A 13,633-nucleotide genomic window follows, 5' to 3' on the forward strand; every position below is an offset into this window, starting at 1 on the left:
AACACACAAAAATAGCAGGCTCTAACCTGCTATTTGCTTTCTTTTTATATATGATATTAAAGATGTTAAAATAAAAAATCCTACTGCTATCAAAACAATGGCCCCACCTGGTTTGACCCCCAGGTAGTAGCTTGCTATGATTCCCAAAATCATGAATATACTAGAAAAAACTATGGAGATCTTAAAGGTTGACTGATATGATTTTGTAAAAACCATAGCGGAAGCTACTGGTATGGTCATTAGGGATGTAATCATTAAAGCTCCGACAGTTTTAGCTGAAATTGCAACAGTGATTGCTGTTATAAAGGTAAATAAATTATTAATAAGTCTCGTATTTACCCCTGCAAGCCTAGCCAAAACTGGGTTTATGGATGTATATAAAAGTCCGTAGTAAAAATAAATCGAACTTACAATTACAATTAAAAATATCAAAGAAACTATAATTAAATCTTCACTACTAACAGTTGTTATTGACCCAAACATAAAGGATTCAAAGCTAGTTCCACCAGGTGTAAAATCTGAAAGTATAGATGCTATGGCAATACCTGTACTCATTACAATCGCTGTAGCCATATCTCCATATTTTGGAAATTTCTTCCTTAAAATTTCAATAGCGAAACTTGCGATAATACAAATTATAATTGATGTCCACATGGGGTTTATGCCAAAAATAAGACCCAGGCCAATACCTGCCAGAGAACTATGGCTTAGGGCATCTCCAATCATTGATGTCTTGCGGTTTATCATTATTATACCAATCATAGGTATAATAATTGCAAGCATAATTCCTATGGCAAAGGCCCTTCTCATAAAGCTAAATTCAAGCATTTACTAGCCTACCTTCCTTTAAAACCAAGTTCTTGTTAACAAAATCATCTATCAAATCCATTTCATGGCTTATGATAAGTATAGTTATGCCATGTTTTTTATTTAGATGACCCAAAATGTCCAAAAATTCTACCTTACTTTTTTGATCGATGCCAACTGTTGGTTCATCTAGGATTAAAATCTCAGGATTAGCTACCATGGCCCTTGCAATCATGACTCTTTGCTGCTGGCCACCTGATAATTTGTTAAAGGGTCTGTCTTTAAGATTTTCGATATTTAACCTTCTAAAAATATCATTTGTTTTTCTAATAGCTTCCTTGGTGGGTCTTTTAAATATATTAAATTCCCTATAAAGATTTAAAATTACATATTCAAAGCAAGTCAGTGGAAAGGTAATATCCTTTGATTCACTAAGTTGTGGTACATATCCAAGTCTTCTAAAATCATCAATTTTTTCGATTGGCTGACCTAGGATATTTATCTGACCACTTTGCTTTTTTAACTCACCGGTTAGGATTTTGATTAGGGTAGTCTTACCACTACCATTTTGACCAGAAATAGCCAAAAAGTCTCCAGATTCTACCCTTAGATTTATATCATTTAATATTAATTTTTCATTGTATCCAAAATTTAGATTTTTTATTTCAATAACACTCATTTTATTTCGCCATAGATTTGTAAAGTTCTTCTAAATTATATTTTATCAAATCTTGGTATGGTGTGTCATTATTTAATTCTTCGTCTGTGGCAAATTCTAAAGTATTTAGTGGAACTGTGTTTGCACCTAGCTCGTTTGCTATAGTGTCTGCTGATTTGCTTGATCCACCCATTTCATAGAAAATTGTATTTATGCCTAGGTTTTTAGCTTCATCAACAGCTTCTTTTAAAGTTTTTGCATCTGCATCTTCTGTTGAAGTTAAACTTGTTAGGGCTATTTGATTTAGTCCAAAATCACGTGCTAGGTAGCCAAAGGCTTGGTGGCTAACTAAAAAGTTTTTGTTTTCTAGTTTTTCAAATTTTTCTTTATATTCATCTATCATAGCATTAAGCTCATCTTCAATTTTTTTGTAATTTTCCATATAATAGTCTTTATTTGCTGGATCGATTTCTGAAAGCTTATCAGCAATGACTTTAGCTTGGGCAAGTCCATTTTTTGGGCTTAACCATGTGTGTGGGTCAAATTCTCCGTGGCTGTGTGAATGATCGTGTTCATGATCATGGTCATGGTCTTCATGATCATGATTTTCTTCTTCATGAGCGTGTTCGTGGTCTTCGTGATCGTGATTTTCTTCTTCATGAGCGTGGTCATGGTCTTCGTGATCGTGATTTTCTTCTTCATGAGCGTGTTCGTGGTCTTCGTGATCGTGATTTTCTTCTTCATGAGCATGGTCATGGTCTTCATGCATCTCTTCTTCATGAGCGTGGTCATGGTCTTCGTGATCGTGATTTTCTTCTTCATGAGCGTGGTCATGGTCTTCATGTTCATGGACATGATCATGGCTACCTTTGATTAATTCTACATTCTCACTAGTATTTACTAACTCGATATCTGAAGAGCCTTCTAATGATTCTTCCCACTCTTCCATGCCAGCACCATTTATAAACATAAGCTGGCTATCTGTTAGATCAGCTATGTCTTTTGCTGATGGCTCCCAACCATGGCTTTCTGTTTTTAGGTTAGTAAAAGATTTTACTTCAAATTTATCTCCTGCTATTTGTTTAGTCAAATTATAGATTGGATAAAAAGAAGTATAAACACTTGTACTTTCCATATTTTGATTGGTCTTTTCTGCCTTCTTTTCATCAACTTTATCATTATTAGCTTCTTGGCTAACTTCTGTATTAGCATTATTTTCTGCTGGTTTTTGATTGTTGCAAGCACTTAAACCCACTCCTAGGGCAAGCACTAATGCCATTTTTTTGTATTTCATAAACTCCTCCGTTTCTTAATGCAAATCATTTGCATTTAAGATTATATAATAATTTTTTAATATGTCAAATAATTGTATAATAATATTGGAGGTTAATAATGACCATAAATAACCTATTAAGAGAAAAAGATTTAAAAGTAACCAAAAATAGAAAAATAATCCTTGAAGCCCTACAAAAAGAAGCAAATCCAATATCAGCTGAAGAGCTTTTTGACAAGTTAAAAGTGGAGAATGATATGGATTTATCTACTATTTATAGGAATTTAAATATACTAGAAGAAAAATCTGTCCTACTAAAGACTACAAATTTAGATGGCCTAAATTATTATCAGCTAAACACCAGCGACCACAAGCATTTTATTACTTGCAACAATTGCCACAAAAAATTTGTAATAGAAAACTGCCCGGTCCATGATTTGGAAGAAAGAATAGAAAAAGAAACTGGTTTTGTAATAAATGGACACAATTTTGAATTTACAGGCATATGCCCAGAATGCCAAAATAAAAAATAAAAACTGCTATAAATATAGCAGTTTTTTTATTTACTATTAAATTTATTTTTATCAAAGGCCCCTACTGAGTTTGCTACAATCATTGTTCCTGCAGCATCTCCAGTTAAGTTTATTGTTGTCCTTGCCATGTCTAGGATTCTGTCAATACCCATGATAATAGCGATCCCTTCTACTGGAAGGCCCACTGATTCTAAAACCATGGACAAGGTGATTAGTCCCACTGATGGGATACCTGCGGTTCCTACTGAGGCTATGGTTGCTGTAAGAATTACTGTCATAAAATCAGTTGCAGTTAGTTCAATTCCATATGCATTTGAAATAAATACTACTGCCACACCCTGCATGATTGCAGTACCATCCATATTTATAGTTGCACCTAGTGGAATGGTAAAAGATGAGATTTTCTTATCAACACCCATATCTTCAAGGGTCTGTATATGAATTGGCACTGTTGCTGATGATGATGCAGTAGAAAATCCAAAGGTCATAACAGGTGCAAATTGTTTAAGGAAACTAAATGGATTTACCCTTACAAATATTACAACTAACAGCATATATACAATTATTAATTGCACTGCCAGACTTCCTAAAACTGATCCCATGTATGAAAGCATGGATATAATTGCATCATAACCAAGGCTAGCAAAGGTCCTTGCAATTAGGAAAAATACTCCAATAGGTGCAAGTTTCATAACCCACATGGTCATGCCCATCATAAGATCATTCATTTCTGTCACTATATTTCCAAGAGTTGTCAGCCTTTCTTCCATTGAAGCTATCAAAAGTCCTACAAGCACTGCAAATATAATTATTTGAATCATATTTCCTTCTGCAAGAGCTCCAACTGGATTAGTTGGAATAAAATCCAAAATTGTATCCTTTAATGATATGTCAGCCTTATCTACTTCAAAACTTTGAGTACCAATTGCCATATTCATGCCCTTACCTGGACCCACAATACTTGCAAAACTTAAAGCTATAAAAATAGCTAGGGCAGTTGTAAACATATAAAATATTACAATTCTAATCCCAACTTTACCTAAAGTTTCTGTATCTCCCAGGTTTCTACAACCATCAGCAATTGAGAAAAATACCAGTGGTACAACTAGCATTTGCATTAGTCTTATAAAAAGTTGGCCTAGGGTATAAAATATTCCTTCTATGAGTATGTCATTTTTAAAATGTGAATCTGGCACAAATGAGTGGAGGATTATCCCCACAATAACACCCAAAATCAGGCCTATAAAAATTTTCTGTGATTGGGATAATTTTTTATTTTGTTTTTCCATTTAAACCCTCCCTGTCAATGTATTGGTGGAGAGTTTCCTTCCAGTTTGGAATTTTATCTCCTCCGGTAATTTTTAATATATAGTCATCTAAGGCAAAAAATCCTGGTTTTTGGCTTAATCTTTCATCATCACTTGTTTCGATAATTGTGGCATTTTTTCCAGTATATGATAAAATTTCTGCTGCAAAATCTTTCATAGAAGTATATCCATCTGCTGATGCGTGGTAGGTGCCATAATAGTTTGTATCTATAAGTTTTATCAAAAAGTTAGCTAGCTCGTGTGCTGAAGTTGGTGATACAAATAAGTCTTTTGCTATCCTTACTTCTCCTTTTTCTGCTTCTTTTAATATATTTTCTACCAGCTGATTTTCACGAGAATAAAGTCTACTCACCCTAACTATAAAGTGATGGTTTGAAAATTCTCTTACGTAATTTTCCCCTTCAAACTTACTCTTTCCATAAATATTTAATGGATTTTCCTTATCAAATTCGGTGTATGATTTAAAACTTTTGCCATCAAAAACATCTGCTGTTGATAATTGGACAAGTTTTGCCATATATTTATTTGAAGCAATGGCAATATTTCTAGCACCAATTGCATTTAATAGGTAGGCAGCATCAGGATTTGCCTCGCACTTATCCCTGTTTGATAGTCCTGAACAATTTATAATTGTATGAGGTCTGATACGTCCTACAAATTGAGTAACTTCATCAAGATTTGTAATATCCACCTCATTTTTATCTGTTGCAATAATCTCTGCATCAAGTGGATCTAGAAGTCTAAGCATGGATGTACCAAGCCTACCTGATGATCCTGATATCCAAATTTTTTCACGTGCTATTCTCATGTTTTCTCCTTAATAATAAAAATTTTGTATATTTGTATTATATATGAATTATATCAAAAAACTGTTGGTTTTAATTTTAGTAATGACTTTTGAATTAGAAAAAGTATCAAAAAGAATGGTACTAGGCGATTTTATCGCCTGCGGTTTTTCGTGCTGCAGCACGAGTCCTCCCTAAGCCTGGTAAATATGCCTTGATTTGGCATATTTACCCCGAAAACTTAGCGCGGTAGCACGGAAGAACTTTGCAAAAGCGTGTTTTCGTACGGGCTTGTAATCGGCTTGCTGACAAAGTTGATAAATCAACTTTGAAACGCCGCGACATCTGACCTTCCACCAATCCAGCTACGCTGAATTGGGATAGGTCCTCGGAGCTTTGCTCCTGCGGTAATTTCGCGCTTGTAGAGCGCGACTCCTCCTAGAGCCGGAGGGGCTTGTAGTCGGCTTGCTGACAAAGTTGATAAATCAACTTTGAAACACCGCGACATCTGACCTTCCATCAATCCAGATACGCTGAATTGGGATAGGTCATTATGGCATGCCAGGAGAGAATCGAACTCCCATCTTAGGCTTCGGACACCTTTGTTTTACCACTAAACTACTGGCACAAGTGTAATATTACTATACTGGATTTGGTCTAGAAATCTTAGTGGTAGGAAGGTATTACCTAGGCCGCTGTCTACATATATTATTGAGTTTTTAAATTTAAATGTGCCTTTATCAAAGTCTGGTAGGATTCCTTCTCCAGGGGCTATAAGCCCGCCTATTATAGGTAATCTTACTTGTCCACCATGGGTGTGACCTGAAAATACAAAATCTTCATCACCCCTATAATTTTCTCTTACTTTTTTTGAAAAATGGCTTAGAACTATATTTACACTTTCTTCACTTGCCTGATAATTTTCGTATGAAAAATCAAACATACTTGTCCCGTATAGGTATACATTATTGCCCTTTATATTTAAATTTTCGCCCTCATTTTTTAAGTATTTTATCCCCAGCCTATCTAGTTCTTTTAAAAACACATCTAAATTTGGGCCGCCCTCTTCGTGGTTGCCTGTTATGTAATATGTCTTTTTATTTAAGCTTGATAATTTTTCTAGGAAGTATACTGACCTTTTTATTTTACTCTCTGTTCCATAGTCAATAATATCGCCGGTAAGAATTATAAAATCTGGGTCAAATCTTTTTATATTTGCCAAAAGCTCATATAAATTTTTAATAGCATTGGAATGAAAATCACTTATTTGAGTGATTTTTATTGGATTTTTTATTTTTTCACTTGTAAGTGTAACTTTTCCTTCTTTTGCTACAAAACATTGATTATTTATATAAAGACCCAGGGCCATGGCTGTTGCAGTAAGCCCTAGGGCAATTTTACTAATTTTTTTCATCTAATTTTTCTAAATATCCTTCATTTCCCAAATCGGATGGGATTTTAAATCCTGCTCGTGGGCTAAATGACCTTCCTGTTATATTTGGACCATCTACTGCAGTCGAGCGTTTAAATTGACTTGCTGTAAATCTTTTAAAATATGAAATCAACCATTTTTTGATAGTTTTTTTGTCATACTTATCTTCAAAGGCAGAGATTGCATCTTCTAATATTTCATCCGCTGGCAGATGATAGGTCAAATGTTCGTAGATAAAAAAGTCTATCAATTCGTATGGCCCTATGATGTCTTCTGTTTTTTGGCTAATTTCTTTTTTATCTTCACTTATTAGTTCTGGAGATATTGGTGTATCAAGTATATCATTAAGAACTGCTTTTAGTTTTAAATTTTCAGTAGTCTCTGCTATAGCCCCTACTACATAACGAATTTCTGTTTTTGTAAGACTTGCATTTAGTGAATAATTACTCATCTGATCCCCATTAAAGGTTGCAAATCCTTGCATGGACTCAGATAAATCTCCTGTACCTATCACAATCCCATTATGCATATTTGCAAGATCAAATAATATTTGTGTACGTTCACGAGCTTGAGCATTTTCATATGCAGTATCTGGGGTAAGTCCATCATGGCCGATGTCTCTTAAGTGGATTTTTACAGCTTCTGTAATATTTATTTCTTTTAATTCTAAGCCCAAGGCCTCACAAAGTAAATAAGCATTGGATTTTGTCCTATCACTTGTACCAAATGCTGGCATTGTGTAGCAGTTTATTCCAAATAAATCATAACCAGCTTTTTTATAAGCGTGGACTAAAAATAAAAGCGCCATAGTTGAGTCAAGGCCACCAGATACTCCTAAAAATACACTTTTAACACCAATTTTTTGCATACGAGTTAAAAGTGCACTTGATCCTATATCAAGGACATCTCTTACATAATCATCCCTCTGTTCATATATAGGTAAATATGGGAATTTTTCCCTAGTTATATTTTCTTCAAACTTATCAAAGTGTAGTAATTCTTGATCAGTATATATCCTATATCTGTTTACATAATCTATTTGATCATTGCAAATAATTTTTTCTACTTTCCCATCTTCAGCAATTATATTTAAGCCGCCATATACAAAGTCTGTCGTGCTTTCACCCCTGCCTTGAGAAGTATAGACATAAGTTACATCTTTTGATAAAAATCTTACTCTATTTAAAATTTCTTCTTCATTTAAAGCCATTTTTACCTCTGCCGTTGGATTTAAAATAATTTGTGGGCAGTTAGCTATATCAGACTTGTAAGTTAAACTTCTTGGTATATTCATCAAATCATCTTCACCAATGCTTACTCCTATATGTAATTGACTAATACTTGTTGATGGTGGATTTATCTCATACCAGCCACCCAAAAACTCTATACCTTCTCCATCTGCTATATCACTGGCAAATACATTTTTTTCTGTTAAGCCTAAATTTCTTTTAGTATACAAATCTACTAAATATCCATCCATTATTAAAGCTATGGCATTATAAATTTTCTTATTGTATTGTAAAGGAAAACCAACAGAAAACAAAATATTATAGCCTTTTGAAAACTTTATTATTTCAAGAATAGCATCCTCACATAATAAAGCCATATCTTTATAGCCATCATAAAGGCTAGCTCCTGTAAGTGATAATTCTGGCAAAGATAATATACTTACACCGTCATCATATGCACTTTTCACCAAATTTTTTATAATTTCTTTATTTTTATTTATATCTCCAAGAGCAAGCTCAAAGTTTGTAGATCTAATTTTTAAATTTTTTCTCATAATCCACCTCTTAGAAGTATTTTACCACAGTCTATTGAAAATGTTTGTAGAGGTTCTTTTAATTATGCTTTAACAAAAAATTTTATTTATACTGTAAGAGTTGTATAATATAAGCAGAGACTGTATTTAGGAGGAAAAATGCACAATATTAGACAAATCCTTGATGGTATTTATTATGTCGGAGTAAACGATAGAAGAATTGATAGATTTGAAAATATGTTCCCACTTGAAAATGGTGTTTCATATTCTTCATATGTTATAAAAGATGAAAAAAATGCTTTAGTAGATAGTGTTGAGTCTGCATTTACTAGACAATATTTAGAAAATATAGAAGCAGCTTTAGATGGTGAAGATTTAGATTACATTATTGTTCACCACATGGAACCAGACCACTGTAGAAATATTGACTTTTGTATGAGAAAATGGCCAAATGCAAAGCTAGTTGGTAATGCCAAAACTTTCCAATTCTATGAACAATTCTACAATGATGAGTTTAAAGATAGATATTACGAAGTAAAAGAAGGCGATGAGCTAAACTTTGGTAAACACACACTTAAGTTTGTAATGACACCTATGGTTCACTGGCCAGAAGTAATGATGTCATATGAAACAAGCCAAAAAATCTTATTCTCAGCAGATGCCTTTGGTTCATTTAACGCTATAGAAGGACACTTAAGAGCTAAAAATGTAATTCATAAAGGTGACTGGTTAGACCAAGCTCGTAGATACTATATAAATATAGTTGGTAAATTTGGTAACCAAGTACAAGCAGCATTTAAAAAAGTAGCTGACCTTGACATCCAAGCTATACTTCCACTACACGGTCCAGTTTATGATGACCCAGAATCAATTGGTTTTATCATGGATAAATACAATAAATGGTCAACATACACACCAGAAGAAAAAGGTGTAGCAATTGTTTACTCAACAATGTATGGAGATACAGAACAAGCAGCTGATATTCTTGCAGCAGAACTTGCTGAACTTGGTCTTACAGAAGATATTAGAGTATTTGACGTATCAGACTGGCATCCATCAGATATAATCGCCCAATGCCATAAATATAGTAATACAGTATTTGGTCCAATCAACTACAATTCTGGCCTATACTACCCAATGGAGGCATTTTTACAAGAACTAGTTGGTACAGGTTACCAAAATAGACACATATCTTTCTTAAACAACTGGTCATGGGGTGGTAACAGCCTAAAAAGATCTAAAGAGATTTTAGAATCAGGCAAACACACCTATGTTGGAGAAGATGTATTAATCAACTCAGCTGTAAAAGATGACCAAGTATCCCAATTAAAAGAACTTGCAAAAGCTATCAAAGAAGACCTATATAGCCAAGAATATTAAAATAACATTAAGGAGCCCCAAAGGCTCCTTTTTTAACGCTTATTTTAATTTTTTAAGTATATTTAAAGCTCCATCCTTATATGGTGGGTATTTCATTTTCATTTCAAAATCAGAATTTGCTTCCATTATAGATTTTTGATTTGAAAAATTCTTAAAACCATAGTAACCATGATATCCACCTTGGCCACTATATCCTACCCCGCCAAATTGGAGGTATGGATTAGAAACCATCATCAGTGTATCATTTACCATTCCATTTCCAAATTCCATATTGTACATAACTTTTTCTTTTGTGCGGTCATTTTCAGTAAATAAGTAAAAAGCTAGTGGTTTTGGTAAAGTTTTTACCTTATATAAAACTTCATTTAGATTTGTATAAGTAATGATAGGAAAAATTGGACCAAATATTTCTTCATCCATCAATTTATTTTCAAAGTCTACCCCATCGACTATAGTAGGCCCTAGACGTAAATTATTATTATCATAATCACCGCCACAAATAATATTTTGGCCCTCTAACAGTCCAATAAGTTTATCAAGATGATCTTTATTAATTATACTTGCATAATCTGGGCTACTTATTGGGTCTGATCCATAAAATTCTAAGAGAGCATTTTCAAGTTCTCTTACAAACCTATCCTTGATAGATGCATGGACTAAAATATAGTCTGGTGATACGCAAGTTTGACCAGCATTTACAGTATTTCCCCAAGCAATAGATCTTGCAGCAAGTCCAATATTTGCATCTTTTTCTACAATAGCTGGTGATTTGCCTCCTAGTTCTAGGGTAACTTTTGATAAATTTTTGCTGGCAGCAACCATAATTTTTTTACCAACTTCTGCCCCGCCGGTATAGAAAATGTGGTCATAATTGTATGATAAAAGCTCATCATGACTAACTTCATTATTATCAACTACAAAGATATAATTCGGGTCAAAATTTGCATTTATTATTTCACGAATGAGATTTGAAGTATGTTTTGATTTTCTACTTGTTTTTAAAATCACTGTATTTCCAGCAGCAATTGCTCCAATTAGTGGGTCGATTGCTAGTAGAAATGGATAATTCCATGGTGATATGATAAGTGTTACTCCCATTGGTTCAAAAAGGGTGTATGATTTTCCTGGCATGGACATAAGTGGAGTTTTTTCTGCTATGGGTTCCATCCATTCTTCTAGATTATCCATGGCAAGTTTTATTTCCTCATAGGCCATAGAAAGTTCTGTTGCATAGGCTTCAAAATTTGATTTTCCCAAATCTTTGGCAAGGGCCATCAAGATATTATCCTCAAAGTTAATTAGTATATCTTTTAATTTTTGTAAATTTTTAAGTCTAAAGTCTAAGGTTTTAGTTTCTCCAGAATAAAAGTATTCTCTTTGGAGATTTACAACTTGTTCTAAGTTCATAATATGCTCCTTATTTTTTTAATGCTTTTTGTATTTTTACCCTATTTTTACAAAAAAAATAAAGCTCCCAAAATTTTGGAAGCTTTTTAGATTTATAAGTTTTCGATTACTTCTTCTATATCAGGTAACTCAGAAGGTTCGTAAACTTTCACCCACTGTACTTTACCTTCTTCATCAACTATTACATTTGCCCTTTGGCTGGCACCATTTTCTTCATTAAATAATCCGTATGCTTTTGTAACTTCTGCATATGGGAAGAAATCTGATGCGATTTTTACATTTTCTATGCAGAGTATATCTGCCCATTTTTGTTTGGCTGGGAATGGGTCTATGGATAACCCAATAACCACTGTATCCCCTTTTTCTTGGATTCTATCATAATTTCTTTCTAAAGATCTCATTTGATCTGTACAAACAGATGTAAATGCAAGTGGATGCCAAGAAAGAATTACTTTTTTGCCTTTTAAATCTGATAAGTTTATATCATTTTTGTATTGGTCTTTTAGTGAAAATTCTGGTGCTTTTTCGTTTACATTAATAGTCATAATACACTCCTTTTTCTTCGATATATTATATATACCCAACTATTTTGAAATTAAAAATTCATTGGCGAATTTGACCATGGCAATAGTGCCTATGCTTAAAGATTTTTCGTCTATATCAAAATATTCATTGTGATGTTCTGCACCAGATCCTAGGTCAGTATTTTTTGTCCCTACTAGGGCAAAAGCTATTGGGCATAGCTTGTTATAGCCTGCAAATGTCTCTGAAGCAAACCATGTTAAGTCTTTTTTGATGGTACCTGGCATTATATCTTCTATGGATTCTTGTGCAAGCTTGGCTAGGCTTTCATCATTTATAACTGGCTCATTGTCATGAATTATTTTATTTTCTATAAACTCACATTCATGGGCCTTAGCTGTCAAAGATCCTACTTTTCTTACTAGGTCTAAGGCTTTCTTGCCTTCTTCAGTATCAAAATATCTTAGGGTTCCTGCTACCCTTACTTCATCTGGGATAACATTGGCAATAGTTCCTCCATTTATAAGACCCAGGCCTAGGGTAACTGTTTTTGAAACATCAATACGATTTACCCATGCACTTGCTAGACCATTTATGATATTACTGGCCACAAAAATTGGGCTGACTGATAAGTCAGGACGAGATCCATGACCACCTCTTCCACGAATTGTGAAATCTACTATTGCATTTCCGGCCATAACTGGACCAGCATCTACTGCAATTTTCCCAGTTTCTAAAAAGGCAGCCAAATGTTCTCCATAGATAGCATCTATATTTTCATCCTTTAGAGCTTTAACCATCTTATCAATACCAGTTCCTACTTCTTCCCCTTCTTCAAATATAAAAATAATCTTCCCCTTAAGCTTATCTTTATTTTGACTTAGGATTTTCATAGCCCCTAGTAAAGTTGCCATATGACCGTCATGGCCGCAAGCGTGAAATCTGCCTTCAATTATTGATTTGCAAAGGCGCATGTTTTTTTGATTTGAATCCTTTTCTACAATTGGAAGTGCGTCAATGTCTGTACGAAGCCCCAGAGTTTTGCCTGGATTTCCTGTATCAAGGATAGCATAAAATCCTGTACCTTCAACTTCCACTATAGGTAAATCTAATTTTTTTGCTTCTTTTTTTAAAAACTTACTAGTTTCTATTTCTTCCCCAGATAGCTCTGGATTTTCATGTAAGTATCGGCGGGTGTTTATCAAATAGTTATTAATTTCTTCAACACTATTTAAAATAACTTCATTGCTAATAGTCATAGTTTCTCCTAAAAAAGACGGGTTAGACCCGTCTTGATAAATGTATTTTAATATTATAAAATATCGAGTTCTTTACATGTACCATACTATGGTTTTTTATCAAAATCGATATTTATAAATAAATTATAATTTTTATAGGATTGTTTCTATCCTGCAAATTTTTCATTGTGCTTATTATTTATAGCATCTGCCATCCTATTGAGGCCTTCTTCTAAATATGATCTTGGGCATGCCAGATTTAACCTAACCATTCTATTGGCATGGTCAACAAAGGTAGTATCAGATTCTATCAACACTCCAGCTTCCTTTGCAAAAAATAATTCTAAATATTCATCTTCTTTAAAAGGCAGATTCAAAGAATCATCGGAATTAAAAATATATCCCTTATAACCTTCTAATTTCAGGGCATTTGTTCCTGTCCTATCAACTATCTGATCAAAATTGTATTTTATATCTGCTCCATAATAATTATATTGCATTATTTTTT

13 protein-coding genes and 1 tRNA gene are annotated in these 13,633 nt (G+C 33.7%); 2 read left to right on the forward strand and 12 right to left on the reverse strand.

Annotation, left to right across the window (positions count from 1 at the left end):
• Positions 1 to 21: 21 nt before the first annotated feature.
• The 3 genes from OC526_RS07705 to OC526_RS07715 are packed head-to-tail and all read right to left on the reverse strand — an operon-like array spanning position 22 to position 2,759.
• Complete coding sequence (locus OC526_RS07705) at positions 22 to 828, reverse strand: metal ABC transporter permease (protein ID WP_262123278.1); 807 nt, start codon at positions 826 to 828, stop codon at positions 22 to 24.
• Positions 821 to 1,486: a metal ABC transporter ATP-binding protein gene (locus tag OC526_RS07710; protein WP_262123280.1), complete on the reverse strand. Its 666-nt coding sequence runs from the start codon at positions 1,484 to 1,486 to the stop codon at positions 821 to 823. The genes OC526_RS07705 and OC526_RS07710 overlap by 8 nt, the downstream gene beginning before the upstream one ends.
• Position 1,487: 1 nt before the next feature.
• Positions 1,488 to 2,759, reverse strand: coding sequence for a metal ABC transporter solute-binding protein, Zn/Mn family (locus OC526_RS07715; protein WP_262123282.1), 1,272 nt, complete (start codon positions 2,757 to 2,759; stop codon positions 1,488 to 1,490).
• A 98-nt stretch (positions 2,760 to 2,857) separates the two neighbouring features.
• On the opposite strand from OC526_RS07715, the gene OC526_RS07720 reads away from it, so the two are divergent.
• Positions 2,858 to 3,271 carry a Fur family transcriptional regulator gene (locus OC526_RS07720; RefSeq protein ID WP_262123283.1) on the forward strand — a complete coding sequence of 138 codons (414 nt, stop codon included), beginning with the start codon at positions 2,858 to 2,860 and terminating at the stop codon, positions 3,269 to 3,271.
• A gap of 26 nt (positions 3,272 to 3,297) precedes the next feature.
• Here the strand turns inward: OC526_RS07720 and OC526_RS07725 are convergent, their stop codons facing one another.
• From OC526_RS07725 to nadE, 5 genes are all read right to left on the reverse strand, one after another.
• Positions 3,298 to 4,560: a dicarboxylate/amino acid:cation symporter gene (locus OC526_RS07725; protein WP_262123285.1), complete on the reverse strand. Its 1,263-nt coding sequence runs from the start codon at positions 4,558 to 4,560 to the stop codon at positions 3,298 to 3,300.
• Complete coding sequence (locus tag OC526_RS07730; protein WP_262123287.1) at positions 4,544 to 5,407, reverse strand: SDR family oxidoreductase; 864 nt, start codon at positions 5,405 to 5,407, stop codon at positions 4,544 to 4,546. The genes OC526_RS07725 and OC526_RS07730 overlap by 17 nt, the downstream gene beginning before the upstream one ends.
• A 531-nt stretch (positions 5,408 to 5,938) precedes the next feature.
• Positions 5,939 to 6,012, reverse strand: a tRNA-Arg gene (locus OC526_RS07735).
• Positions 5,998 to 6,798, reverse strand: a complete 801-nt coding sequence (locus tag OC526_RS07740) for a metallophosphoesterase (protein WP_262123289.1) — start codon at positions 6,796 to 6,798, stop codon at positions 5,998 to 6,000. Before OC526_RS07740 ends, OC526_RS07735 begins: the two co-directional genes overlap by 15 nt.
• Positions 6,785 to 8,599: an NAD(+) synthase gene (nadE, locus tag OC526_RS07745; RefSeq protein WP_262123291.1), complete on the reverse strand. Its 1,815-nt coding sequence runs from the start codon at positions 8,597 to 8,599 to the stop codon at positions 6,785 to 6,787. The genes OC526_RS07740 and nadE overlap by 14 nt, the downstream gene beginning before the upstream one ends.
• A gap of 138 nt (positions 8,600 to 8,737) precedes the next feature.
• Here nadE and OC526_RS07750 point away from each other — a divergent pair, with 138 nt between their 5' ends.
• The gene (locus OC526_RS07750; protein WP_262123293.1) at positions 8,738 to 9,958 is read left to right on the forward strand and encodes an FprA family A-type flavoprotein; all 1,221 of its coding nucleotides are present in this window, start codon (positions 8,738 to 8,740) and stop codon (positions 9,956 to 9,958) included.
• A gap of 39 nt (positions 9,959 to 9,997) precedes the next feature.
• On the opposite strand, the gene OC526_RS07755 is transcribed toward OC526_RS07750, so the two are convergent.
• The 4 genes from OC526_RS07755 to OC526_RS07770 form a co-directional block, all read right to left on the reverse strand.
• Complete coding sequence (locus OC526_RS07755) at positions 9,998 to 11,365, reverse strand: aldehyde dehydrogenase family protein (RefSeq protein WP_316043782.1); 1,368 nt, start codon at positions 11,363 to 11,365, stop codon at positions 9,998 to 10,000.
• Positions 11,366 to 11,457: 92 nt separating this feature from the next.
• Positions 11,458 to 11,910, reverse strand: coding sequence for a redoxin domain-containing protein (locus OC526_RS07760; protein WP_262123294.1), 453 nt, complete (start codon positions 11,908 to 11,910; stop codon positions 11,458 to 11,460).
• 39 nt (positions 11,911 to 11,949) lie between these two features.
• Positions 11,950 to 13,146, reverse strand: coding sequence for an amidohydrolase (locus tag OC526_RS07765; protein ID WP_262123295.1), 1,197 nt, complete (start codon positions 13,144 to 13,146; stop codon positions 11,950 to 11,952).
• Positions 13,147 to 13,292: 146 nt separating this feature from the next.
• Positions 13,293 to 13,625 (reverse strand): hypothetical protein, encoded by a 333-nt coding sequence (locus OC526_RS07770; RefSeq protein WP_262123297.1) that lies wholly within the window; start codon positions 13,623 to 13,625, stop codon positions 13,293 to 13,295.
• Between the last annotated feature and the right edge of the window lie 8 nt (positions 13,626 to 13,633).

This window comes from Anaerococcus sp. Marseille-Q5996 (assembly GCF_946893725.1).
Taxonomy (GTDB): Bacteria; Bacillota; Clostridia; order Tissierellales; family Peptoniphilaceae; genus Anaerococcus; species Anaerococcus martiniensis.

Bases quoted from the DNA above. Each gene is read 5' to 3' on its own strand.
- OC526_RS07705 (WP_262123278.1), bottom strand. From the start codon at position 828: ATGCTTGAATTTAGCTTTATGAGAAGGGCCTTTGCCATAGGAATTATG.
- OC526_RS07710 (WP_262123280.1), bottom strand. From the start codon at position 1,486: ATGAGTGTTATTGAAATAAAAAATCTAAATTTTGGATACAATGAAAAA.
- OC526_RS07715 (WP_262123282.1), bottom strand. From the start codon at position 2,759: ATGAAATACAAAAAAATGGCATTAGTGCTTGCCCTAGGAGTGGGTTTA.
- OC526_RS07720 (WP_262123283.1), top strand. From the start codon at position 2,858: ATGACCATAAATAACCTATTAAGAGAAAAAGATTTAAAAGTAACCAAA.
- OC526_RS07725 (WP_262123285.1), bottom strand. From the start codon at position 4,560: ATGGAAAAACAAAATAAAAAATTATCCCAATCACAGAAAATTTTTATA.
- OC526_RS07730 (WP_262123287.1), bottom strand. From the start codon at position 5,407: ATGAGAATAGCACGTGAAAAAATTTGGATATCAGGATCATCAGGTAGG.
- OC526_RS07740 (WP_262123289.1), bottom strand. From the start codon at position 6,798: ATGAAAAAAATTAGTAAAATTGCCCTAGGGCTTACTGCAACAGCCATG.
- nadE (WP_262123291.1), bottom strand. From the start codon at position 8,599: ATGAGAAAAAATTTAAAAATTAGATCTACAAACTTTGAGCTTGCTCTT.
- OC526_RS07750 (WP_262123293.1), top strand. From the start codon at position 8,738: ATGCACAATATTAGACAAATCCTTGATGGTATTTATTATGTCGGAGTA.
- OC526_RS07755 (WP_316043782.1), bottom strand. From the start codon at position 11,365: ATGAACTTAGAACAAGTTGTAAATCTCCAAAGAGAATACTTTTATTCT.
- OC526_RS07760 (WP_262123294.1), bottom strand. From the start codon at position 11,910: ATGACTATTAATGTAAACGAAAAAGCACCAGAATTTTCACTAAAAGAC.
- OC526_RS07765 (WP_262123295.1), bottom strand. From the start codon at position 13,146: ATGACTATTAGCAATGAAGTTATTTTAAATAGTGTTGAAGAAATTAAT.
- OC526_RS07770 (WP_262123297.1), bottom strand. From the start codon at position 13,625: ATGCAATATAATTATTATGGAGCAGATATAAAATACAATTTTGATCAG.